Annotated in this window: 17 protein-coding genes and 1 tRNA gene; 8 read left to right on the top strand and 10 right to left on the bottom strand. The window is 61.1% G+C overall.

The window, feature by feature from the left end; all coding sequences use genetic code 11:
• The first annotated feature begins 334 nt into the window (after positions 1 to 334).
• Positions 335 to 1,912: an NFACT RNA binding domain-containing protein gene (locus ACYVGC_RS08830; protein ID WP_460583450.1), complete on the top strand. Its 1,578-nt coding sequence runs from the start codon at positions 335 to 337 to the stop codon at positions 1,910 to 1,912.
• 103 nt (positions 1,913 to 2,015) lie between these two features.
• Here the strand turns inward: ACYVGC_RS08830 and ACYVGC_RS08825 are convergent.
• Positions 2,016 to 2,097: transfer RNA gene (locus tag ACYVGC_RS08825), tRNA-Leu, on the bottom strand.
• A 209-nt stretch (positions 2,098 to 2,306) separates the two neighbouring features.
• Here ACYVGC_RS08825 and ACYVGC_RS08820 point away from each other — a divergent pair.
• Positions 2,307 to 2,774, top strand: a complete 468-nt coding sequence (locus ACYVGC_RS08820; RefSeq protein ID WP_460583449.1) for a low affinity iron permease family protein — start codon at positions 2,307 to 2,309, stop codon at positions 2,772 to 2,774.
• 67 nt (positions 2,775 to 2,841) lie between these two features.
• Here the strand turns inward: ACYVGC_RS08820 and ACYVGC_RS08815 are convergent, their stop codons facing one another.
• Positions 2,842 to 3,495 carry a Dps family protein gene (locus ACYVGC_RS08815; RefSeq protein WP_460583448.1) on the bottom strand — a complete coding sequence of 218 codons (654 nt, stop codon included), beginning with the start codon at positions 3,493 to 3,495 and terminating at the stop codon, positions 2,842 to 2,844.
• A 171-nt stretch (positions 3,496 to 3,666) separates the two neighbouring features.
• Here ACYVGC_RS08815 and ACYVGC_RS08810 point away from each other — a divergent pair, with 171 nt between their 5' ends.
• On the top strand, positions 3,667 to 4,131 hold the full coding sequence (locus ACYVGC_RS08810; RefSeq protein ID WP_460583447.1) for a DUF2231 domain-containing protein: 465 nt from the start codon (positions 3,667 to 3,669) through the stop codon (positions 4,129 to 4,131).
• 116 nt (positions 4,132 to 4,247) lie between these two features.
• A complete protein-coding gene (locus tag ACYVGC_RS08805) occupies positions 4,248 to 4,793 on the top strand; it encodes an MOSC domain-containing protein (protein WP_460583446.1) in 546 nt (181 codons plus the stop codon).
• A 115-nt stretch (positions 4,794 to 4,908) separates the two neighbouring features.
• Here the strand turns inward: ACYVGC_RS08805 and ACYVGC_RS08800 are convergent, their stop codons facing one another.
• Together ACYVGC_RS08800 and ACYVGC_RS08795 are read right to left on the bottom strand one after the other, a co-directional pair.
• Positions 4,909 to 6,309 (bottom strand): RtcB family protein, encoded by a 1,401-nt coding sequence (locus tag ACYVGC_RS08800; protein WP_460583445.1) that lies wholly within the window; start codon positions 6,307 to 6,309, stop codon positions 4,909 to 4,911.
• A 1,027-nt stretch (positions 6,310 to 7,336) separates the two neighbouring features.
• On the bottom strand, positions 7,337 to 8,866 hold the full coding sequence (locus tag ACYVGC_RS08795; RefSeq protein ID WP_460583444.1) for a TROVE domain-containing protein: 1,530 nt from the start codon (positions 8,864 to 8,866) through the stop codon (positions 7,337 to 7,339).
• A 676-nt stretch (positions 8,867 to 9,542) separates the two neighbouring features.
• Between ACYVGC_RS08795 and ACYVGC_RS08790 the strand changes: the two genes are divergently transcribed.
• Positions 9,543 to 10,547 carry a hypothetical protein gene (locus ACYVGC_RS08790; RefSeq protein ID WP_460583443.1) on the top strand — a complete coding sequence of 335 codons (1,005 nt, stop codon included), beginning with the start codon at positions 9,543 to 9,545 and terminating at the stop codon, positions 10,545 to 10,547.
• Positions 10,548 to 10,613: 66 nt separating this feature from the next.
• Here the strand turns inward: ACYVGC_RS08790 and ACYVGC_RS08785 are convergent, their stop codons facing one another.
• From ACYVGC_RS08785 to ACYVGC_RS08765, 5 genes are all read right to left on the bottom strand, one after another.
• Positions 10,614 to 10,910, bottom strand: coding sequence for a putative quinol monooxygenase (locus ACYVGC_RS08785; protein WP_460583442.1), 297 nt, complete (start codon positions 10,908 to 10,910; stop codon positions 10,614 to 10,616).
• Between the two features lie 110 nt (positions 10,911 to 11,020).
• The gene (locus ACYVGC_RS08780) at positions 11,021 to 11,719 is read right to left on the bottom strand and encodes a PD-(D/E)XK nuclease-like domain-containing protein (RefSeq protein WP_460583441.1); all 699 of its coding nucleotides are present in this window, start codon (positions 11,717 to 11,719) and stop codon (positions 11,021 to 11,023) included.
• A gap of 158 nt (positions 11,720 to 11,877) precedes the next feature.
• The gene (locus ACYVGC_RS08775) at positions 11,878 to 13,248 is read right to left on the bottom strand and encodes a DUF4270 family protein (RefSeq protein ID WP_460583440.1); all 1,371 of its coding nucleotides are present in this window, start codon (positions 13,246 to 13,248) and stop codon (positions 11,878 to 11,880) included.
• Positions 13,223 to 14,299, bottom strand: coding sequence for a Kelch repeat-containing protein (locus ACYVGC_RS08770; RefSeq protein WP_460583439.1), 1,077 nt, complete (start codon positions 14,297 to 14,299; stop codon positions 13,223 to 13,225). The genes ACYVGC_RS08775 and ACYVGC_RS08770 overlap by 26 nt, the downstream gene beginning before the upstream one ends.
• Positions 14,300 to 14,492: 193 nt before the next feature.
• A complete protein-coding gene (locus ACYVGC_RS08765; RefSeq protein WP_460583438.1) occupies positions 14,493 to 15,707 on the bottom strand; it encodes an ABC transporter permease in 1,215 nt (404 codons plus the stop codon).
• 81 nt (positions 15,708 to 15,788) lie between these two features.
• Here ACYVGC_RS08765 and ACYVGC_RS08760 point away from each other — a divergent pair, with 81 nt between their 5' ends.
• The 3 genes from ACYVGC_RS08760 (at position 15,789) to ACYVGC_RS08750 (ending at position 18,618) form a co-directional block, all read left to right on the top strand.
• On the top strand, positions 15,789 to 17,024 hold the full coding sequence (locus ACYVGC_RS08760) for an exo-beta-N-acetylmuramidase NamZ family protein (RefSeq protein WP_460583437.1): 1,236 nt from the start codon (positions 15,789 to 15,791) through the stop codon (positions 17,022 to 17,024).
• 75 nt (positions 17,025 to 17,099) lie between these two features.
• Positions 17,100 to 18,074, top strand: coding sequence for a methionyl-tRNA formyltransferase (fmt, locus tag ACYVGC_RS08755; RefSeq protein WP_460583436.1), 975 nt, complete (start codon positions 17,100 to 17,102; stop codon positions 18,072 to 18,074).
• Positions 18,075 to 18,120: 46 nt separating this feature from the next.
• Positions 18,121 to 18,618, top strand: coding sequence for a dihydrofolate reductase (locus tag ACYVGC_RS08750; protein WP_460583435.1), 498 nt, complete (start codon positions 18,121 to 18,123; stop codon positions 18,616 to 18,618).
• A gap of 105 nt (positions 18,619 to 18,723) precedes the next feature.
• Here the strand turns inward: ACYVGC_RS08750 and porU2 are convergent, their stop codons facing one another.
• Positions 18,724 to 24,009, bottom strand: coding sequence for a putative type IX secretion system sortase PorU2 (porU2, locus tag ACYVGC_RS08745; RefSeq protein WP_460583434.1), 5,286 nt, complete (start codon positions 24,007 to 24,009; stop codon positions 18,724 to 18,726).
• Between the last annotated feature and the right edge of the window lie 14 nt (positions 24,010 to 24,023).

Genomic DNA, 24,023 nt, shown 5'->3' with positions numbered 1-24,023 from the left:
GCCGTCGCAACCAGACATCGGTTGTGGTGGATGGCCAGGTAATGGCCCACAGCGCGGGCGGTAGCCAGCTGCAGCTGCGCTATCGCCCCCTACTGGTTCAGTTGCTCATACTGGGCTTCTGGCTGTTTTTTGGGAGCACGCTTGTGCTGGTTTCGCTGCTGGAATATCTGCGTGGCCCACAGGCTTCCTTTTCCTGGTGGCCCACCGGCGTTGTTTGCGCTTTTTATGGGCTAGCGGTGCTATCGTTTTGGAAGGATACCCGCCGGAGCTGGCGGCGGCTTGTTCCTTCACTTAGCCTAGTGCCACCTGACGCCCCGCCTATTTTCTAATTTTCATGCACACCAATTACTATTTCCTGCGCCAGCTGGCCCCGGCGCTCACGGCGCAGCTGCGGGGCTACCGCGTGGCCAGCTGCTTTTCGCAGGAAAAGGACGAGCTGGTAATCGGCCTGCTGAGCGAAACCGGCAACGAGTTTTGGCTGAAGGCGCAATTGGGCGCGGCCTTCCCGGCGCTGGCTTTGCCCGAAACCTTCCACCGCGCCCGCCAAAACTCGGTTGACCTGCTACCCGAGCTGCTGGGCCGCACCGTAACCCACGTGACCGTTTGGCCCCAGGACCGGGTACTCCAGTTCACGTTTGCCGAGGATGAGGCCACGCTGGTTTTCAAGCTCTACGGTCCCCGGCCCAATGCCATTTTCCGGCCCGCGCCGGGCGCGCCGGCCCAGCTTTTCCACCAGCGCTACGCCACCGATGCTGACCTGGCTCCCGGCCCCGCCGATGCGCCCGCGCCCCCCGTAGGCCCCACCGGCAAGCTGCCCCCCGCCCTGGCCGACCTGCCGGCCCGCTTTCTGCGTGAGCAGCGCGGCTACGAGGCGGCTTCCTTGCCTCAGCAGCAGCAATTAGCCACCGAATTGCGAATGGAGCTCGAAAACCCGGCCCACTACTACACCATCTACCTCGACGGCCGCACTCGCCTGAGCCTGGTGCCGCTGGGTGAGGTTTTGGCCACGCTGCCCGGCACTGACCCCATCGGGGCGCTGCGCCGCTTCGTGCCGCTGGCCTTGGCCCGCCGCGCCCTGGAGGCCGAGCGCCGCCAGCTGCGCCAGCTGCTCACGCGCCGCGCCGACGAGGCCGGCACCAGCGCCCAGCTGGCCAGCCAGCGCCTGCACGCCCTGGCCCACGAGGCCGGCTACCGCCACCGCGCCGACCTCATCATGGCGCACCTGCACGCCATTGCGCCGGGCGCGGCCCAGCTCGAAGTCATCGACTTCTACACCAACGAGCCCGTGGTACTCAAGCTCAAGCCCCTCGAAAAGCCCCAGCGCACCGCCGAAAACCTCTACCGCAAGGCCAAGAACCAGAAAATAGAGGAGCGTCAGCTCCAGGCCCGCATCAACAGCCGCGAGGCCGAGGCCCTGCAAGCCCTGGAGCTACTGGAAGAGCTGGATACCCAACCGGCCCTGGCCGAGCTGCGCGGCCTGCGCACCTGGCGCAAGCAGCACGCCCTCGACCCTACCCCGGCAACGAGTAAAGCCGCTACCGAGCTACCTTTCAAAGTGTTTGAGGACCAGGGTTTTACTATTCTGGTAGGGCGTAATGCCCAGAACAACGACTTACTCACCCAGAAATACGCGCATAAGGACGACCTCTGGCTGCACGCCAAGGACGTGAGCGGCTCGCACGTCGTTATCCGGCACCGGGCGGGGCAGCCGGTGCCCGAGCCCGTGGTAGAGCACGCCGCGCAACTGGCCGGCTGGTATTCGCGCCGCCAGCACGACTCGCTGTGCCCGGTCACGGTGACACCCAAAAAGTTTGTGCGCAAGCCCAAGGGCGCGCGGCCCGGCCAGGTGCTGGTTGAGCGCGAGCGCGTGGTGCTGGTAGTGCCCGGCAATCCGTTTGAGAATGTAGCGTAAGCTTTAGCTTGCGAATCGTGCGGCACACCCCGACGATTCGCAAGCTGAAGCTTACGCTACCTACAAAAAAAGCCCGCTTTGCAGCGGGCTTTTTCGTTCTACGTGCGCGCGGGGAGATTCGAACTCCCACACCCGAAGGCACCACCCCCTCAAGATGGCGTGTCTACCAGTTTCACCACGTGCGCAGAAGGCAATCGGTAACTTGTAGTCGGCTTGCGGCCGGCTTCGTTGAGGTGCGAAGCGGGTGCAAATGTACTACGGCGGGGCGTATTACCAAATTCCCTGGCAAGCTTTGGCTTAAAAAACTCTTCCGTTCAGGGGCTCCTCACTTCTTTATGACTTACTTGGCAGGCTGTTAGCCAAGCTTTTTTCGTCCAAAAAAAATTCATCACCCATGCCCGCTTCCTCCCTACCGGCCAATAAGAGGTCCTTCTTTGGGCGCTTTGCCGAGAAGACCGCCAAGTACTCGGGCTCGACGGCCGTTTTTGTGGGTGCATTGGGCATTGTGCTGCTGTGGGCCGTTACGGGCCCCCTCTTCAAGTATTCCGAAACCTGGCAGCTCGTCATCAACACGGGCACTACCATCATCACGTTTTTGATGGTTTTTCTTATCCAGCGCTCCCAAAATAAGGATTCGCTGGTGCTGCACCTCAAGCTCAACGAGCTAATAGCCGCTACGCAGGGCGCCAGCAACCGCCTCATCAACGCCCAGGATTTTTCGGAAGAGGAAATCCGGCTTATCCACGATTTTTACTGCCTATTAGCTGCTAAAGCTAAGTTAGACAATGACTTAGGCCAGACCCATTCGGTGGAAGAAGCCGAAGACAACCACCACGAAAAGTTGGCCGCCCACCGCGAATAGCCAACGGCCCACACGAAAAAAGCCTGGCCAAATGGCCAGGCTTTTTGCTTTAATCCCACAACAATGTTTACTCAGCTTTGGTGAGGGGTGACTCCACTACGTGCTCTGATACGAACCATACTTGCAGCTCGTTGGCGCGCATTACATCACTCACTACCAAGTCGTTGGTACCATCGTCGCCCGAATCGGCGGCTACTTTGGCGTACTCGTGGCAATTTTTGAGGATAATCTGGTGCGCCTCCAACAGGCGGCCTACCTGCACGGGCGCCTCCTCACGGTCGCGCGGGGGGCGCGGAATGCTGGTGCTCTCCGCTACATCGTGGGCCATGGCTACGGCCACACCACCCAAAATCTGGATGCGCTCGGCGATAGTGTCCACCAGCTCCGACTGCTCCTCGTAGTGCTTGTCGTAGAGCAGGTGCAGTTGGTAGAAAGTGGGGCCCACTACCTGCCAATGGTGCTTTTTGTACATGTCGCGCAACGTCATGGTATCGGCCAGCAACTGGTTGAGCATGGTCACGCTTTCTTGGCGCACGTTGTCTTCGAGGCCGATGGGCAGGCGCTGGCTCACGGTGCCGAAGCGCTGCGTGGGAGCCGGGGCCTTGAGCTGCTGGTTGAGCAGGGGCTGAATGTTGACGGCGGGGTTGGTCTGGGGTTTGCCGGCACCTTTGAGGTCCGTGATACCCTTAGTGCTGGCTTTGGCGGGGGCTTTGGTAGCCATAATCTGGAGGAAACTAAAGAGAAAAAATACGTAGTAAAGCGGCGGAACAATAAAGTCCCGCCGACAAGTTGCTTTACGCAGGGCACGGCTGCGGGTTGAGGGCCCACCTACCTTTGGAACCCGTATTCGAACATTCCTGCGGGCTACTCCCTACTTTCTTTGCTTTCTCCGATGAACCAAGCTCACTGGCACCTGATTTTCAACCATGCGCCCATTTTTGGGGCCTTAGCCGGGGCGCTGCTGCTGGCGGCCGGCCTGCTTCAGCGGCAAGACGCGCTGTTGCGCGCCGGGCTCTGGGCGCTGGTACTGGCCGTGGTGGTGGGGCTGCCGGCCCAGCTCACCGGCTCCGGCGCGGCGCAGGTCGTGAAGGACATGCCGCGGGTGAGCCAGGCGCTTATTAAAAACCACGCCGACGCGGCCCGCACCGGCTACTGGGTGCTGGTGGCGACTGGTACGCTGGCCCTACTGAGCACGCTGCAATTGCAGCAGCGGGCGGCGCGGGCGCGGCAATTCGTGTGGGCCACGCTGCTGGGCGCGGTGCTAAGCTTCGGCCTGCTGGCCCGCGCGGGCAACCTGGGCGGGCAGATTAGCCACCCCGAAATCCGCGAGGGCTACGGCACGCCCGATGAGTTGTAAGTGGCTCTGCGTACTATGAATTAAGATAAGAACGCCATGCTTCCCTACGTTCAGCATGACGTTCCTAATACGCTCTCAAATAGCTTCTTACCATTCTAAATAAAAAGTACTATTAAATGGCTTTTCCTTTTTTTGGCGACGATAAATCGACGGTAGCGCGCCTGCTGGCCACGCTGCCCCAGCAAGGCCGCATCGAGTGGATAGGCTTGCGCGCCGCCCGGCGCACCGAACCCATTTCGGTAGCCGAAGCCGAAGTGCTGACCGACGCGCGCCTGGCCGGCGACCACGCCAGCCTCAAGCCGGGCGGTAAGCGCCAGCTCACGCTTATTCAGCACGAGCACCTGGCAGCGGTAGCGGGCTTTCTGGGGCTATCGGAGCCAGTAGCGCCCGGCCGCCTGCGCCGCAACCTGGTGGTGAGCGGCCTCAACTTGCTGGCCCTCAAGGGTCGGCAGATTCAGTTGGGGGAAGAAGTTATTCTCGACATCACCGGCGAGTGCCACCCGTGCTCGCGCATGGAAGAAGAGCTGGGCCCCGGCGGCTACAACGCCATGCGCGGCCACGGCGGCCTCACGGCGCACATTGCGCAGGGCGGCCTCATTCGGGTGGGCGATGTGGTGCGGGTGCTGCCCGCCGCCCCGGCCCCCGAAAAAGCGGCTAAATAAAAAACCCGCAACCAAAGGTAGCGGGCTTTCCTGAGCTATGAAAACACGGCTCTGGCGAGCCTATTGTACTTTACGAAGTGGCGGCCCCGGCCGGATTTAGCTAGCGGAACTTTTTTTACGCGCCGTCCATCCGCACGATTTTCGGGGTGAAAGAGCCGAGTACTTCTACCAGCGCTTGCTGGCTGGCCATCACCGTGTGAATGTCTTTGTAGGCCATCGGGGCTTCGTCGAGGCCTCCGCCAATGAGCTCGATACCGTGGTCGGCCAGGTGCCGGCGCACGTCGGCTTCGCCTAGCTCGGCCTTGGCGCGGGTGCGCGACAGCAGCCGGCCCGCCCCGTGTGAGGCGGACGCTAGCGAAGTGGCCTCGCCCCGCCCCCGCACAAGGAAGCCGGGGGCCGTCATGGAGCCGGGGATGATGCCGAGTACACCCGCGCCAGCCGGGGTGGCGCCCTTGCGGTGCGTAATTACCTCCCGGCCATCGGCCAGGCGCTCTTTCCAAGCAAAGTTGTGGTGGTTTTCCACTTTCGCTACTGGCTTCTCACCCAATGCTTTAGCTAAGCGCCGGTGAATGTGCTCGTGGCACGCCGCGGCATAGTCGCCGGCCAGGTTCATGGCGGCCCAGTATTCCTGGCCGGCCTCGGTGTCGAGGCTTAGCCAAGCGAGGTGCTGCGCCTCGGCGGGCAGCTGGCACACGCCCTTGGCCAGCTTGGTGTAGTGCTCGGCAATGGCCGCGCCCAGCCCCCGCGAGCCTGAGTGCGAAAGTACGCCCACGTACTGGCCCAGCGGCAGGCCCATTTCGTTGGTGGGGTCAGTGATGTCCACCAGCCCAAATTCCACGAAGTGGTTGCCCGAGCCCGACGTACCAACCTGCTCAGCGGCTTTGTCAAGCTTGTTTTTCAGGAAGGGAATGGCCTGAAACTCGGGCCGGTCGAGCACATCGTGGTTGAGGCGCTGGCCCCGCTCCCAGCCCCGACCACTGCCAAAGCGGGTGTTATCGAGCAAGATTTTGCGCACTTCCTGGGTGCGTTGCGTGAGGTACTTAGCTGGCAACTCAAACACTGACAGCGCCATACGGCAGCCAATGTCCACGCCCACGGCGTAGGGAATCACGGTGTTGTCGGTGGCCAGCACGCCGCCAATGGGCAGGCCGTAGCCATGGTGGGCGTCGGGCATGAGCGCGCCGGCCACCGTTACGGGCAGTTTCATGGCAGTTTCCATCTGATGGATGGCCCCGGCGTCGATGTGCTCGGCCCCGAAGGTGGCGTATTCCTTGCGCGCCACCAACTCGATGTGGCGCGATACGGGCGGCAGCAGCGCGGCCGCCACGTGGCTCCAGGCCAGGTGCGTGAGGTAATCGGATGGGTTGGCCAGCACCGTTTTCAGCGTGTCGAGTTGCTCGGCCTGCGGCAGGCGCTTGAACTCTTTGCGCTGTAACTGCGCCAGGGCCAGCCCGATAGCGCGGCCCTCGGGAAACCCGAGCTGCCGCAAGTCATTGCCTCGTAAAATAGAAGCCATTTTGGTTGAATATTAAAAATTAATAGTAGTACTATTTGGTGAAAACAACTCGGAAAGCGGGGCATAATTCCTCCTTTCCGCAGGCAGGTTTTCACCTAGCACGTTGAATAACCGGCGACCCAAAGGCCGCGGAGACAATCGATTACCAAAAACAACCCGGGCAACGAGCGCCCCGCCCACTGAATGGGCGTTGCCAGTTACGCTACCGCGGGCCAGGCCAGCGGGCTGGATTCGAACCAGCATCTCATCGACCTAAGCGAAGTAAGGCGAGGCTACGGCACCGGGTTGTTTTGTAGTTGTAGTCGTCCTGATTATCCGGGCGGGGCAACAAGCGCCCGGCCTCTGTATCCTGCTCTACCTGGCTGAGCTACAGCTACTACCGAAGCAGCAGCTAGCGGGATTCGAACCCGCGACCTGGCGAATCGCAATCGAAGGATGGCCGGACTACGGCACCCACCCGGATAAAGCTAGTTAGTGGGGCAACAGGCGGCGGGCCGGCTATTGCATAACGCGTCTACCGTTTCGCCATCCGGCCCAATTACCGGAGCAGGATTCGAACCTGCACGCCTTGCGGCACTACGTACGAAGGATGGCCCACCTACGGCACCCACTGAATAAGGACTGGTTTGCAAAAAATAGCTCGCCAACATTCAGGGCAACAAGCGGTTGGCGTGTTTGTACACCGCGCCCAAAGGAGCGGCGATGGGATTCGAACCCAGCAGCTTGCGCCGACTACCACGAAGTAACGCCGAAACCTACGGCACCTGAAAAAGGGAGTTGAGCTAAGCTGGTTTGGAACGGGCCGCCGGCGCATCGAGGCCCCGGCGGGTAACCGTTCCGGCCAGCGGCTGCCATTAAGGGGTCAGCCGTGTGCCTAAATTGGATAGCATCAGAATGCTTGATTAAAGATTAACAATTAGTTTGCCAATTTTTATAACCGGGGTCATTTTAGTTACCCTGATTTAGTAGTTGGCGCTCGAAAAACTGGCCGGGGTTCCGCTTTATTGCCGGCTAGGCTGGGCTGTTTTCAAAGCTCAGTTTTTTCGATTTCTGCCAGGGTATTCTCCCCATTTTCGAGGGCTGCCAACACGTCAAACACCTTATCTGACCAGCCCGCGATGAGGGCCACGCCTTGTGCGGCGCGCGCCTCCAGCGGCGTGGTGCCGTGGCCCGCTAAATCGAATAGATAGAGCTGAGCCTGGGGAGCCACGTTGGCGCGATAGGCGGCCCATTCCTGGGCCAGTGTGTTGCCGCGGCCCGCGCTATCCCAGAGCTGACAGTCGGTGAAAATCAGGATTTTATCTACCACTTCCCGGCGCTGGCGCAGGTCCTGCACCACGAGGTAGCCATTGGTGGAATACCCCACCTCATTGGCCCGGCGGTAGAGTTCCTGCACGTTGCGCAGCACCGGCCCCTGGGGCAGGCTGATGCGCTGCCAACGGTCGCCAAACACACCGGTAACTACGTGCTGGCAACGGCTTTGCAGCAACATGACCAGCACCAGGCCCACGTCGTAGAGCAGCACTTTGCTGCGCGGCGAAATGGGTTGCTGCATCGAGCCCGACACGTCGCAGGCCACCACCACGCGGGTGGCGGGCCCAAACCCGCGCAGGTTCTCGGCGCTGGCCCCAATGGCGGCTTCCAGCGCAGCCAGCACCGGTGCCACCGCCCCCGAGTCCAAGGCCAGTACCTCGCGGTAGGCGGCCAGGAAGCGGAAGGGCATTTGCCGGGCGCGGGCCACTTGCTTGGCATCGGCCAACGTAGCGCAGACGCGGGTCATGGTGTCGGCTTTTACGTTGGCTTCCAGCAAGTTGCGCAGGTTGCGCAGCAAGGCCATGTATCCCAGGCGACCACTCTGCACCAGCGTTTCCCACACGGCCGCCACGGCCGCCTGGCGCTCAGCAGGCGAGGCATAGGCTACCTGGCCAGCGGCCGATAACTCTGTTTCCCAAGTGTAAGGCACTGGCAAGGTACCCGTTACCAATTGGTCGAATACGGCTTGCTGGGCGGCATCGCGGGGCTTGGGGTGCACTAAAAACAAGGCATCACGCAGGCGCACGGCGGTGCCATCGCGGTCATACTTAGCCAATTGGTACGCATCGAACTTATTGAAAGCCAGCGCTAAGCCATGCTGAAGCTGCTTGGAGAACCGGCCGAGGGTTTTGGTACCCGCCCGGCCGTTGGCCTGCGCATAGCAGGCCAGCAATTCGGGTATTTCGTCGGCGCGCTGCACCACCCGCGCCACCAGGCGGCTTACCAGGCTATCGCCGCTATGGATGCGCGCCAGTTCTACGGCCAGCACCAGTGGCACCGAGCGCAGGTAAAGCTGCTCGCGGGCGTACACCGCCAGTCGGGCCACAAACCAGGGGTCGTTGCGGGCCACTAATTCACGCAGGCGGTCCAGGCGGGTAGCGGCCGTTTCGTACACCTGGTCGCTGAGGGCGGCCGTAGCCACGGCGGCGTACAGCTCGAAGGCCGGCGTGAGCGTATAGGCGGGCGCGCCTTCGTGGTTGCGGACGGGCGCCGGCTTGTTGCGTAGCGTAAAATTGAAACGCATAAAAGTGAGTAGTAGCGGGTGAGAAATAGACGAGAAGTAATTCTAATTGGTAATTACAAACTGAATTGGACGCAATTCTTTCAGTCAAATAAAATTCGCTTTTATTTGGAAATAAAGCCCATGAAAAAGCCTGGTTTTGAGGCCAGGCTTTTTCTACACAGTTATCATTATCGGTAAGTACCGACAAGTATACCCTGAAGAAAAAGCGCAGTGATACTGTCTCAGCCAAGCACAGTTTTCCTGCTGGGCAAGCGACTCAAGCAAGTAACTGGGGTGGATGCGAGGCATTGGGAAGAAAGCTAAGCGGCTGATAATCTGCCTAACAACAAAAAACCCGAGCTTCATGGGCTCGGGCGATGACAGTTTTAGCAAGTGCTAGAATCAGGCAAACGTACCGAGCTGAGGCAGCATTTCTGGCTGCTTCTTATCCGAATGACGGCGGCTGGTAGGTAGGCAGTACATGGCTGTGGGTGTTTAGTAGGACAAAGGTGAGACAATTATTTTACTCTCGCAACTAATTGCGTAATTATTTTTACTATTAATTAAAAAGCCTGCAATTCGCCTTGAAATAAACCGGATAATTCTTCAGCACCATTGCATTCATTCAAATTCGTCAGGATGGTTTGTTTTATGCACTCCATCCGCTGCTGTTTGGCGGAGCCTTATTTTTGCGGCTGTGGATACTTCTTCTTTGCCTTTGCGGCAGTTTTTACCAGCCCGCCTGGATGGTGAGGCGGTGGGGTCGCCGGTGCAGCAGGCTTTCCGCCAAGCCATTGGGACGGTGGAAGAGCTACGCGAGCAGCTCCGTAGTCTGCGTGAGCAGCAGGCCGCTACTCGCCAGGCGTATTGGTGGCAAGTGGGGCCGCTGGCTGCTGCCACGGTAGCCGCCCGCCGGGCCCTCTACGAGCCACTGGAAACCGCGCTCACCAGCGGCTACCTCAGCCGCGCCGAAACGCAGCAAGCAGCCGAGGTACTCTGGCAAAATGCCCAGAGCCTGCAAGAGCGCTTTGGCGAGGATGAGGCCGAGGTACTGGCGCGCTATGCACCCGCCCCGCCTCTACCCGACCCGGTGCCGCCGGCCACAGCCCAGGCACCCGCGCAAGCTCCGGCGCACGAGCAGGCTGCCGCCACGGCGCGGGAACGCCGCCAGCAGCGTGCGCAGCAAGCCCGCGAGGCACAGGCCCGCGCCGCCGATACCGAGGGCCAGGCGCTGCTGCAAAACACAAAAGCAGCTTACCGCCAACTCGCCCGCCTGCACCACCCCGACCGCGCCGCCCAGGCCGACGCCGCCACCCAGCAAACCCAAACGGAGCTTATGCAGCGCATTACGGCAGCTTACGCGGCCGGCGACCTAGCCGCCTTGCTCACGCTACTAGCCGAAACCGATAGCGCTGCTTCGGCCACCAGCGACGAGACCGAGGCGCTGTTTCGGCGCTACACGGTGGCGCTGGCGCAGCAGCAAGCGCAGCTCAGCCAGCAGTTGACCCTAGCGCGGCAACCCCTGGATAGCGCGCCCTGGAGCGGCACCGAGAAGCAGCAGCGCACCCGGCTGCGCGAAATAAAGCGCAGCCTGCGCGCCGAAACCGACTACCTGCACTTCTTGCTACGCCAGCTACAAGAGCCGACTACGCTGCGGCAGCTACTGCGCGAACTGGTGGCCAGTGGGCAGGTAGGATTTTAATGAAAAAGCCCCCGGCTTCGCTCGTTCTAACGAGCGAAGCCGGGGGCTTTTTCATTTGGGAGCCGGTTATTTATTGGCCAATACGTCCACCATCTCAATGGCGGGAGGGCTGGCCCACAGGTCGGCATGCGTGCCGAGGGCGGCGGCTACCTGGCCCGCCAAATGGGCTTTGCGGCCCTCCTCATCGGGAAAGGTATCGAAGATGCCGAAGGTAGAGGGGCCTAGCTGCAACGCATACCAAGTGGCAGTGGCGGGCTCACCTTGCACAATGGGCAGCGCGCCACGCAGAAAATCAGCGACGGTTTGCTCGTGGCCAGGCTTCACTTCGAGGCGCACCAGCAGGGCTTTTTTTACTTCACTCATGGGGTGGGGTGGCTTATGGTAAGGGCCGGTGCCACCGCTGGCACCAAGCTACCCTAACTACCCACTGCGCAGCCAATTGGTTTTTTATTGCGGGCGCTTATTGCAAGAAGCTACAGGCCGAGCGCCGTAACGGCGGCCTGCACGGCCTCGGCGCGAAAGGCAGGCGCGATGCCGGGCGCGCGCAACAGCTTGAGCAAGTGCATGTATTTGCGGCGGCCTTCGGCCAGCATATCGGCTGTTACCTCAAGTGGAAATACGCCGAAAGGCTCTACCTTTTGCACCCCCACTAACAGAAAGCGCTCGGCGTGCAGCGCATCGGTGTAGAAGGCGGCCTGGCGGTCGTAGTCGTAGGCCGAGCACTGCCAGCGGAAGTGCTCGGCGTCGCGGGCCATGGTAGTCTTGAAATCAACGATGGTGTAGGGCTCGCCGGGCTGGTCGAGCACGAGGTCGGCGCGCAGCTTGCACATGGTGTCGGTGGTCGGCTCGGTGAAAAGCGCGCTGCGTTCGGTGAGGCCATAGGCCAGCAAGCGGTTCATTTCCGTGTTTAGCTTCACGCCCTCCACCAGCCACCAAATGAGAGTATCGTTGAGGCCGGGCTGCCCGGCCTGGTAGTCGTCGGGCTCCAGCAGGGCGGTATGAAAGGCCGTGCCGAAGCTCAGCGCGCCCGCATTCAAGCCCGAGTCGCGGCGGGGCGGGCGGCCATCGAGGGCATCGCGCAGGCGCGAGAGGTCGGAATTGGCGATGGCGGGCAAGGCGCGGTAATCGTCGTACGAAACCCGAAGCAGGTCGGGACGGGAAGCGGAGGGCAAAAGTTGGTCGGACACGTTTTCTTAACAGGATTTATCTCAAAAAGTATCCTTACGCAGGCTATAAGCTGCAATAGTAGCTTTTAAACAAAAAACCCTGAAGCTATGCCCCAGGGTTTTTGTTTGAAAGCTCTTGTCGGCTATCACCCAGCCGCAGCAACTTACTGAATTCTAATAAAGTAGAGCCGCAGTTGAAGCTTATTCTGTGCATTGCGCTGGCTACCCAACGCCACCCGGCTGGGCAGGTCGGGCGTGAGAGAAGACATCAGGAAGCCATTGTTGGGCACCGTGCGGTTTAGAACCGCTTGGACATAGGCCTCCACTGACCAAGTGTACGACCCCTGGTTGATGCCAGTGGTCGAAGAAATAGCATTCAGGTATTTCACTTCGGGGGCATACGTTGCAACGGGCTTATTATCGACGCTGCTGGTACTGATGAGGAGCGAGGGCGGAACTGGCAGGTAAGGCGTGAGCGTAGCGCTCGGCACCAGCGCCGTAAGTGTGGCACTCGTTATCGTGAGGTTGTTACCAAACTGCTGAATATTAGTCAGGTAAGGAAACTCCAGCTTGGTTTGCAGGCCCAACACGCCTTCGATATATGTTTGCTCGCCGGTGGGGGCTGAGGGCACCGCTTGCAGCGAAGTGGTGGGCAAGTAACCAACCGAGCCGTTGCGAACGGCATCGACCTGGAAGAAATGCCGCGCGCCCGTTGAAAGCGGAAACGTGTTGTTCAGCACGACGGTCGGGTTGGTCGGGTCGTGGTAATACAAGGTCATGGCCGCATCGGTAGCCGTGGCGCTCAAGCCCAGAATAGTGGCGTTGTCACCATCGGCGGGCGTAAGCACGAGGCCGGGCAAATACGCATCGAAGTCGTCCTGGGTCGTTAAGCGGCCGGCTTGCGCATTGGCCAGAAGGTCGAGGCCAAACGACCTATCCAGTGGAATGCGCAGCGTAGCCGTGCGGCGGGCTAGGCCCCGCGGTGGGCTACCACCCCGATTCAGCACGTTTTTCGTGTCGTAGCGCAGGTTGGTGAGCTTCGACGAGGCAAACGAAGGCCGGGTGGCCGAAATTGGGTCAATCAGCTTGTGCACCTCTACCAGCGCCTGGGTTTTGGTAGTATCGCCGTAGCGATATGCGGTAGGCTTCATAACCAATACCAACGAATCGTACTGAAACAAGGGGTCAATGCGAAAGCTAGTGGGTGCACCCAGCCGGAAATAGCTGCGCGCCGTGAGCGTACCCAACAAGGGGTCGTAGGTGCGCCCTACCATCAGGTTACCCGACGTGGACGTCACTACCGAATCGCGCAGCACGGTAGAAGACTTAACGGTAATAGTATCAATAAGATACGCCCCCGTATCAACATTGGCGTCGGGAAGCCCGACGCCAATGTCACTGGTGCTCTTGGTACAGGCAGCCGTGGCTAACATCCCAACCGCTGCTACCAGCAGCAGCAGGCGGTGCCAGCGCCCGGTGCGGGCCTGTGCGGCCGGAGCCGCTGTCAGCTTACTCTTGCGCAAGAGTGGGGTCAAACTTCCAGAAGTCATCGGTGGGGGTGCTACCCTGTTTGCCGGTACCTACGTAGCCATAGTTACCAATACCGAAGGACACGGCTGACGAGCGGCCCGCGCCCAGAAAGGGGTTCATCTTGGTCCAAGTATCGAGCGTGGGGTCGTAGGCGAAGCAGTCGGTGCGCACGGCCCCGTTGAGGCTACCCACCGTTACGTAGCCCATATTGCCCACCGTGAAGGTAGAGGCATAGGCGCGCTGCAAGAGGCTGTTATCGTACGTACCGGTCGAGTTGCTGATGTTGGCGAGGTCGTGTAGCTTGGTCCACGTGCCGGTGCCGGCTGGGTTATACGACCAGAAATCAGTGTTGGAAACCAGGTTGTTGGTGCCGAAGCCCACGTACATCTGGCCGTTGATAACGAGCGTCGAGCCGAAAATGCGCTTGTCGCCGGGGAAACCGCTGGCCAGGGCAGTCCACTTATCGGTAGCGGGGTTGTACTGGTAGAAGTCCTTCTGGTTGTTGCCGTCGTAGCCACAGCCCACGTAGCCTACATCGCCCACGTTGGCGGCCACTGCGCCGTAGCGAGCCGTGCCGCCAGCCACGCTGGTGAGGTCGGCTACTTTTTTCCAGCTGCCAATGGTGGTAGAGCTTACGCCGGCTGTTACGGTTGTGGTGTTAACACTGGGGTCAAACTGCCAGAAATCGCTCAGCGAGTTGGTACCGTCGTAGCCGGTGCCCACGTAGCCTTTGCCAGCCGCCGTGAACGCTACAGCGTTGTAGCGGGCCGCAGCGGGCATAGAAGTCAGCTTAATCCAGCTGCCAGTGGCGGGGGTATAAGAGTAGAAGTCGTTGTAGCGCACGTTGTTACCATCTACGCCGGTACCCACATAGGCTACGTTGCCGATGACGAAGCTCACGGAGCCACTACGGATAACGCCGGCAAACGCATTGCCTCTGGTCCAGTCGCCCAATACAGTCGTGGTGTCGTCTTTTTTGCAGCTGCTGAGGCCGAGGCCTACCAGCACCACTAGCAGGGCCAGCAAGCGGCCGGCCAGCCGAGGAAAGTTTTTCATGAAAAAAGGTAAAGTTGTTATACCCAAGAGAGCGTACCGACTGCTTAACTGGTTGCACCCGGCTTTTATTTTTGACTAGCCCATTTGGCCCCGCTAAATTACGCCTGGTTCGCCAAGTGGGCCCGTTTTTGTCGGCCAACACCCATTTTTTACCGCGTAGTTCCCTCGAATAGCCCGCTGTTCAGCTAGCGTGCTAATCGAACCGGATGGCTACCATGGGCTTGATGCGCGCAATCATGTAGGTGGGCACCAGCACGGCCAGGATGGAGGCGAGCAGCGTAGCCACGTTGAGCAGCACCATCACCGAGGTGCTCCAGGCAATGGGCACACGGTCCATGTAGTAGTTCTCGGGGTCGAGCGGGATGATGCGGAAATAATACTGTAACGCACAGAAGCCCAGCGCTACCACGTTGCCAATCACTAGTCCTTTGAGCGTGATGGCCATGCCCCGGAAGAAGAACATCTCCCGAATCTGGTTGTCGGTGGCCCCCACCGCTTTCAGGATGCCAATCATCTTGGTGCGCTCCAGAATCATGATAAAAATGGTGGCGACCATGTTGAAGGTGGCCACAAAAATTATCAGAATGAGGAAGATGATTACGTTGCGATTGAGCAGCTGTAGCCAGTCGAAAAGCTGCGCGTACTGGTCAGTTATTTTTTCGATGCGCACCTCGTAGGGCAGCTTGTCGTAGAACTGGTCGAAGGTGGCATCGAGGCGCTCAAAGTTGCGCAGGCGCACTTCGAGGCCGCCCACCAGCGAGTCGGGCCAGGCATTGAGCTGCTGAATCTGGCGCAAATCACCGAGCACGTACACCTCATCAAACTCGTCGAGCCCCGTTTGGTAGATGCCCGACACCCGAAACTTACGTACCCGCGGTGGCTGCTGAATGAAGTAGAACAGCGCCGGGCTGCCCACTTTAAGGCGCAGCTTATCGGCAATCTTTTGCGAGATTACGATGTCGTCGCTGGCCGCTGAGTCGGCGTAGTGAATGAATTGGCCGGCCACCATATTCTGGCGCATAGCGCTGAGGCCGTGGGCTTCCGACACGCCCTTGAGCACCACGCCCAGCACCTCGTCAGTCGTTTTAATAATGGCTGTTTTGCGCGCAAAAGGCTGTACTGAAGCCACTTGTGGATAGCGGGCCAGCTGGCGCCGCAGCTCGGGTTCCGAAATGGGAGCCACTTCCAGCGAGTTGTTGGTATCGTAGCGCGAGAGCTGCAAGTGCGCCCCGAAGGAGAATATCTTGTTTTGAATCTGCTCACGAAACCCGTGCAGAATCGAAAACGAGACTATCATCACGGCGATGCCGAGGGCGATGCTGACGGTGGCAATGCGCGTAACGGAGTGGGTAAAGGAGCCGGAGTCGGCCCCGTCCATGCGGCGCGATATGTAGCGGGCGATATTCACGAGTGGCGTAAAGCTACGCCCGCCTTGGACGTTGCAAAGGGGCAGCAGCGCGTTTCTTACGCAGCAGGCTACTTTTGAGCCATGATAAAGTGGATTTTAGTAGCCGCCGGACTAGCTACCTGCACAGACCACCGCGACGTGGGCACCCACGATGCCCCTCCAAGCGCCAGCTTGGCTAGCGACAGTGCAGCCCATCACCAAGCTCAGGCGCGGGGCCTGGTAGTGGGCGCGGCGCAGCTACCCCGCTACCTGCCCCTGCTGCGCGGCAAGCGCGTGGGCCTGGTCGTAAACCAAACCTCCCGCGTGGGCAACACCTACCTGGTTGACACGCTAAAGGCGCTGCACGTGAACCTTACGGCCATTTTTGCACCCGAGCACGGCTTTCGGGGCGAGGCGGCCGACGGGGCTACCATCGCCAATGGGCGCGATGCCCGCACCGGGGTGCCCGTGCGCTCGGTGTACGGAGCCACCAAGAAGCCCACGCCCGAAATGCTGGCCGATGTGGACGTACTAGTATTTGATATTCAAGATGTTGGTACCCGCTTCTACACCTTTATCAGTACGCTGCACTACGTGATGGAAGCCGCCGCCGAGCAGGGCAAAACGGTGGTGGTGCTCGACCGACCCAACCCCAACGGTGCGGTGGTCGATGGCCCGGTGCTGGAGGCCAAGCACCGCTCGTTTGTGGGCCTCGACCCGCTGCCCATCTGCCACGGCCTCACGGTGGGCGAACTGGCCAAGATGCTGAACGGCGAGAAGTGGCTGGCCGGCGGCCGCCAGTGCGCCCTCACGGTGGTGCCGGTGGCCGGCGGCTACACCCACGCCACGCCCTATGCGCTGCCCGTGCGCCCCTCCCCCAACCTGCCCACGGCGCGGGCGGTGGCTTTGTACCCCAGCATTTGCCTGTTTGAAGGCACCAACGTGAGCGTGGGGCGCGGCACCGACCGGCCGTTTGAGGTGATTGGGGCACCTACGCAGCCGGCCGCGCGGCCCTACCAGTTTACGCCCCGCCCCAATGCCGGCTCGCCCACGCCGCCGCTCAATGGCCTGCTGTGCAACGGGCTCGACCTGCACCAGCCCGCGCCAGGGCAACCCGCGGAGTTTTTTACGGTGAGCTATCTACTTGACTTTTATAAGAATAGCACTGATAAGGTGCATTTTTTTGGTAAGTACTTCGAGCAGCTGGCGGGCACCGACTCGCTGCGGGCGCAGGTGATAGCCGGCCGCTCCGAAACCAGCATTCGGGCGAGTTGGGAGCCGCAGTTGGGGCAGTATAAAACACTGCGCGGGAAATACTTGCTTTATCCGGAGAAATAGCTGGCCAGTGGTTTGGGCTACCTGGCCGGACGACTCCTACGATTGACAGGCTAAAGCTTATCCTACATTCCTTTTATGAAACTTCGCATTGTGTTCATGGGCACGCCCGATTTTGCCGTGCCTACCCTGGAAGCGCTACTGGCCCTGCCCAAGGCGCAGGTGGTGGCCGTTATCACGGGGCCTGACCGGCCCGCCGGGCGCGGGCGGCAGCTGCAAGCCTCGGCCGTGAAGGAAGCGGCGCTAACCCACGGCCTACCCGTGTTGCAGCCTACTAATCTGAAAGATGCCGCCTTCATAGCCGAGCTTAAAACTTACGCCGCCGACCTGCAAGTAGTAGTAGCCTTCCGGATGCTGCCCGAAGTGGTGTGGAACATGCCGCGCCTGGGCTCGGTCAACATTCACGGGTCGCTGCTGCCGCAGTACCGGGGCGCGGCCCCCATCAACTGGGCGCTCATGCACGGCGACCAGGAAACGGGCGTGAGCAGCTTCTTCCTGCGCCACGAGATTGACACCGGCGACCTCATTATGCAGGATAAAATCGCCATTGCGCCCGACGATGACTTCGGCTCTTTATACAATAAGCTGAAGGTGCTGGGCGCGGCGCTGGCCGCCCGCACGGTGGCGGCTATTGCGGCCGGGGCAGCCCCCAGCACCCCGCAGCCCGCCACTCCCGACCTGCGCCCCGCCCCCAAGCTGACCAAGGAAACCGGCCGCCTCGACTTCACGCGCCCCGCCCCAGAGCTGGTGAACCAGGTGCGCGGCCTGGCCCCCGCGCCCGCCGCCTACACCACCCTGCCCGATGGACGAACGCTTAAAGTATTCAAGGCCAAAGCGTTGCCCAACGACGATACCTTGCCTCCGTACTTCGCCGTTACGCCGGGGGCCGCTACCACCGATGGCCGCACGTATTACCGCATCCAAACCGGCTCGGAAGGCGAAGGCGGGCTGCTCGACCTGCTGGAGGTGCAGCTCGAAGGCAAGAAGCGCATGCCCATTGCCGACTTGCTACGTGGTACCAAGCTGCCCGCAGCCAGTGAGCCGCTGGGCTAACTCAACCACTATCCGTTTCGCATAACTCATTTATAAAAAGAACTTTATGATTTCTCTCATTGTGGCGGCTGCCGAAAACGGGGTTATCGGCCGGCAAGGGCAGCTGCCCTGGCGGCTACCCGCCGACTTGCAGCACTTTAAGGCCCTGACCCTGGGCCATCCCATCGTAATGGGCCGGCGCACGTTTGAGAGCATTGGGCGGGCCTTGCCGGGCCGCACCAACATTGTGGTTACGAGCCAGCTCGACTGGCCCGCGCCGGCGGGCGTGCTACGGGCGCACTCGCTGCCCGAGGCGCTGGCGCTGGCGGCGCAGCAGCCGGGCGGTGCGGAGGTGTGCATCATCGGCGGCGGCGAAGTCTACCGCCAGGCGCTGCCCTCCGTCAATGTGGTGCACCTCACCGAAGTGCACACCACCGTGCCCGATGGCGATGCCTTTTTCCCCGCCCTCTCGCCCACCGAGTGGCGTGAGGAAACCCGCGCCCGCCACCCCGCCGATGCGCAGCACGCCGTGGCTTACAGCTTCGTTACGCTACGCCGGCGGTAGAGAGGTAAATGAGCGGTTGTGTAAATGAGTAAGGGAGGGAGCTAATCCGCTGTCGTTGCGACATGTGGCTAGCTCCCTCCCTTACTTATTTACGCAACTGCTCATTTACCGCAGCAGCACCAGCTTGCCCCAGTCGTTTTTGAAGGCCTGGTCGCCGGCAGTAGTATACTTCTTGTATGCACCGGTGGGGTCATCGATGGCCACGCGGTAGAGGTAGGTGCCGTTGGCAAGGCGGTCGCCGTACTGGTCGGTGCCATCCCAAGCGTAGTCGGTGATGTTGTTGCCGATGTGCAGCGGCCCTAGCTCGTTCATGAAAATCTCGCGCACCACGCGGCCCGTGAGGGTCATAATCTGGATTTTCATGTTGCGCGGCAACTCCTGGCCCGTCACCGTGAACACGAACTTGGCCTTGCTGGTCACCGGGTTGGGGTACGGGTACACGTTGGAGATTTTCGAGGCTTGTATCACCTCAAACTTCACCTGGTAATCCTGAGTGCCGGCGCTGGAATTAGACGCGTCGCGGCCCTGCACGCGCAAAGTGTAGATGCCATCATCGAGCAACTTATTGAGGCCGGGCTGATACTCAAGCCGCGCCAGGCTACCCGCTGTGTTATCGACGGTAAAACGCACCAGCGTACCGTTGACATCGACGGGCACGGGGGCCTCGTTGTTTTTCTGGAGGAACACCGTGAAGAAGGATGCATCCTTGATGAGGCGCAGCCGGTCCTCATCTTTTAGCTGAATAGCGATAACCGGACTAGGGGACACAATCTCACCATCCAGAATGTGGCGGCCATCGACGGCTACGTCCAGCGTGGGGGGCACGTTGTTGTCGCGCACCGTGAATGCGTCCGTACGCAACTCATTATTAAAGAAATACAGCTCGGGCTGCCCTTGAGGCTGCCCCAGGGGTTGCCCCTGCGGATTCACCATCACCCGCACGAAGAACTTGCCAAAGGTGCCGGTCACGTCGAGGCGCACGTTCACGGTGAGCACGCTGTCGTTGGCGGGCAGCTCGCGCGGGGCGGTGAGCGTGGCAGTTTTCACGGCCAGACCCGTATTCACGTTAATAAGCTGCACCAGCACTGGCAGGCGACCAGTAAACGCCTCCTGCGAGATGTTGTCGAACTTCACCGGGAAGGTGAGGAAGCCATTGATGACCGCCTGGTTTTTGAGGCTGGTCGAGTCGTACTTGGTCGTGGCCACCAAGTCGCGGCGCACCACGCCCTCGGGCAAGCCCTTGTAGGTGAGCAGCCACTGCTTGAGCTGCGGCGGCGTGCGGTTCACCGAGTCGCGCAGGGCCAGCTGAAGCTGCATATACGGGTAGGTAGTGGCCGAATACGCGCTCACATCCAGGTTCTTGGTTTTGATGTCCGGGTTCAGTACGGTGGGATTGTTACTGGCATCGTAGCCCACCAGCGCCAGCCGGTAGCTGGCAGTGGGCGTTTCGGGCCGGATAACGTCGAACAGCGTGCGCCACTGCTGGGCCGGGCCGATGAGTGTGCTCGTGATGGTACCCGCCTGGCCGGGCGTGGCCAGGGTGTAGGTAAGCACAATAGGCTGGCTGGCTGGCGAAGGCTGGCTATGGTCGGGGCCGGTTTCGGCCAGGGCCAGGCCGCCAGCGGCCTTTTTTTGCGCCACCAGGGCCCAGGGCTCGCCGTTTTTGAGGCCAGTTACCACCTTGCTACCCAGCAGGTTAGCCACCTGCCGCATGGTGGCGGCCACGTTGGGGTCGGCAAAGCGCAGGCGGTTGGCACTCACCAGCGCCACGTAGCTGCCGTCGGGCACTTTACTCAAAAAGTCGAGCAGCTGGGCCCGGCGCAGGGCGCTGTTGTTGAGGTTATCGAGCGTGTCGGCGTCATTGGCAAAGTGGTAAAACATCTGCCCGGCTGGCCCGCAGGTGGAGTAGGCACCCGGCACCACCAGGCGCTGGAGCGAGTACTGGTCCAACACCGCCAGTACCAGGTTGGGGGCGCTCACCGCGCAGGTAATAATGTCGGGCACGGTGCTGCCCGTGGCAATGCCGTAGCCGCTTACTCCAAAGGTGAAGGGGCTACCCGGCGCACCGCCGCCCGCCGTGCGTAGCGTAAGCGCCTGCTTCTGAGCCGCGAAGCTCCAGCGGTTGCTGGGGGCGGCCACGGTCACGCCGGCCAGCTGGTCGCGGTTGAACTGCCCATTGTGGCTCTGCGACCACCCCCCGCTCAGGGCAGTCGGTAGCACGCGGAAGGAGCTGACCTGCCAGCCGGCATCTTCAATACCCACCGGCGTAGTGAAACGCACGCGCCAGTACCACACCGTGGAGTCGCGCTTGGCGAGCAGCGCCCGCGGGGGCGTCCAGCTGGCGATGATGCCCGCCGAGATGGTCTGGGTTTGCAAGCCGCCGGGGCTGTCGAACGTGGCCACCGAATCGACCTGAAAATCGTAGCTGCGCACCGGCCCGTTGGCATCGTTGCTCTGGGCCGTGAGGCGGGGCCGGTTGCTGGCGATAATGGCAAACTCGGTGGGCGTGAGCAGGGTAATGCCCCGCTTCAGGAAAGAGTAATTGAGCGTGGCCGTGTTATTGGTTTCGTCCAGCTCGGCAATCTTGTTGCGGTAGTCCAGCTCCACGGTAAACTTGTTATCCCCGCTCACGTCCAGCGTACTAGGGTTGGGAATAACGACGGTGTAGGTGGTGTCGCGCTGAAACGCCTGGGGAAACGGCTTTATCCGCTGCCCCAAGCTATTCAGTTGATTACTAAATACATACGTAATCGAAGGGCGCGGCGCTGGGAAGCTGCGCGTCACCCGAATCTCGACCGAGTCGCGCGTGATGCGCAGCGGGTTGCTTACTCCAATGTTGAGCGTAAACTGCGTGGAAGCCGCCGAAATAGCCGCGTCGGGCGCAATGGGGCTGAGCGAGAGCGTAGCATTGCTGACCACCAAATCCGGCTTGGCCGGGGCGTACATGCGCAGCGCCGGGTCGCCCTGCCAGATGGTGCACAGCAGTTGCTCGGTGCCCTGGGGATTGCCCGCGAAACTGGGCACTAGGCGGCGCACCACCTCACGGCGCACCTCAGCGATGGGCCGGCCAAACCACTGCGGGTCGTTGAAAAGTAGCCGGTACGTGAGGTCCTGGGCGGGATTGAGCAAGTATTCGTACGAAAGCCCGCTCTCCGCCATCATGCCAATCGAGCCCTTGTTGGCCGCAAATATCCAGTCGGTGGCGAAAGTGGGCGAGTTGGTAAACGCGTTGCCCGCCGAGCAGCCGTTGTACATCATCACCGGGTACTTTTTGGCGTTGGCATAGCCCGTGGTGGGGTCGTTGATGTTGCCCAGGTTCAGGTCAAACTCCGTGGTAGACCCGTGGCCGAAATACGTAATCAGGGCCAGGCCGGCGTTTAGCTCGGTGGGAATATAGACGGTTACGGGCAGGGCATCGCCCGTGTAGGCACGCTGCGTGGTAGCCACCTTGCCGCCAAAAAGCGGGCGCTCGGCCAGGCGCTTGTACGCATCCAGGTGGGCCCGGAAAGCGGGGATTTCCGTGATGTCATGGCCCCCGCTTATGTGCTGGATGTTTTTGTGCCAAGACTCAGGATTGAGCTGATTGGGGTTAATCTGGGCTTCGTACTCCTGAAGCTTGGTGAGGTACACCAGGGCTTCTTGGGGCGTAGTGGCCACCACCCGGCCCGTAGGTAGGGCGGGCGCGAAGTTGTCGTGCGGCCAGTCGCTCGACAGAAATATGTCGGAGGGCGAACGGGTCGAAATGGGTACCAGGTCCAGGCCGTTTTCACCCAGTATCCGCGCCGTATAGCCCGCGTTGGCCCCATCGCGCCGGTCAGGAGCCTGGTCGGGCACGGGCGTAGCCGTCACCTGCGCGCCGGGCACAATACCCTTACCCAGCAGCAGCAAGTATTTGGACTGCGTAGCCGTCGACCTGGCCGCCAGCCACAAGGCAAAGTGGCGCAGGGCCATGAGCGAGCGCTCGCCGTAGTGAAACTGGTCGTAGAGCTGCGGCGTGGTCACCAGCAGCGTATCGTAGGCCCCGCCCGCTGCCGAGGCGCGGTAATTGGCATAGGCGCGGGCCACGTTGGGCACCGTGCCCGCCGCCTGCAGCAGCTTGGGGTGAGTGATGACGATGAAGCTGGGCTTGGCCGGGTCGATGGCCCGGAAGGTTACCCGGCGGGCGGGCAGCGGCACCACGCCCTGCGCCTCATCGGCGAGCAGCAGGTGGCGCGCCAGCTGGCTGGTAGCATTGGCAAACACGTAGCGCCGGCCAGTGCTGCCCAGCGTAGTGGCGGCCGTGGGCTCCACGCGCTGCACATTCCAGGGGTCTTCCACATCAAAGCCCCGCACCGTAGCCGGCACATTATCAACCTCATAGGTAGCCGGGCCGCTCAGTAGCGAGTCGTTTTGAAAAAAGACCTGCCGGCGATTGGTGAACCACACGTTTTGCTGCGGGGCCGTGACGCGCCACCACGACTGCCGGTACACGTCGGCAAAACGCTGCGGCGGCTGGGGTGCCAGGTCGAAGCTAACCTCTACCTGACCATTGCTGCCGATATCGCTCAGTAGAAAGGCAAAACGCCCACGGCCATAATCAAACCCGTTGTAGGCCACCGCGCCCAGCGTGCGCGCCACGCCCCCGGCCGTGGGCGGAATAACCTGAATATTGGTTCGGTGGGCACTGCTAAAGCCCCCCGCCACCAGGGCTTCCAGGGTGGGGGCCGGCACGCCGGGCGAGGTGGCTACGGCCCGTAGCGCGCTATCAAGCGGGGCGTGGGTCTGGAAATAATACCAGCCTTGGAAAAATCCCTCGCCCTTTTCCAGCCACGGCAGGAAAATATTATCACCCGAGGGATTGGTTTCGGCGTAGTTGGCTACCTTTAGTACCAGCGACGACTGGATGCGCCAGCCGTGAAGCGGACCGCCCGCAGCCACGGGCTGGGCCATGCGCTTGCCGGCCCGGCTGCCCCAGGTTACGAAGTAGGCCGCCGTATCGGTGTAGAAACTATAGTAGGGGTTGGCCTGGTCAATCAGGTTTTTGTAGAGTTCCTTGTCGAGTGCGCCATCGTTACGCTGGCCGTAAAACTCCAGAAAGGTTGAGTTGTCGAGCGTGGCCGAGTTACCACCCTGGTACACCGCTACTTCCTTGCCACGCCGCCACACTTGCAGCTGCGTGGGCGCTACCGCGCCCGCGCCCAGCCGGGCCAGGTAGGCCTGGTCGAGACGATAAAGGCCATCGCGCCAGATTTTTATCTTATAGTATGGCTGGCCCTGCACTATCCATTCGTTGCCGTAGGCCCCCGACTGCGCCTGCGCGCCCGTAGTGGCCAGCGCCAGCAGTAGCAACAGCAACCCTAGTGCACGGCCGCGCAGCATGCGTACCCAACTAGCGGGGTAATAATTATCCATAATATTGACAGTCA

The organism is Hymenobacter arcticus (assembly GCF_054779975.1).
Note: the sequence above shows the minus strand (reverse complement) of the source record. Positions and strands in the feature narration are given on the sequence as shown.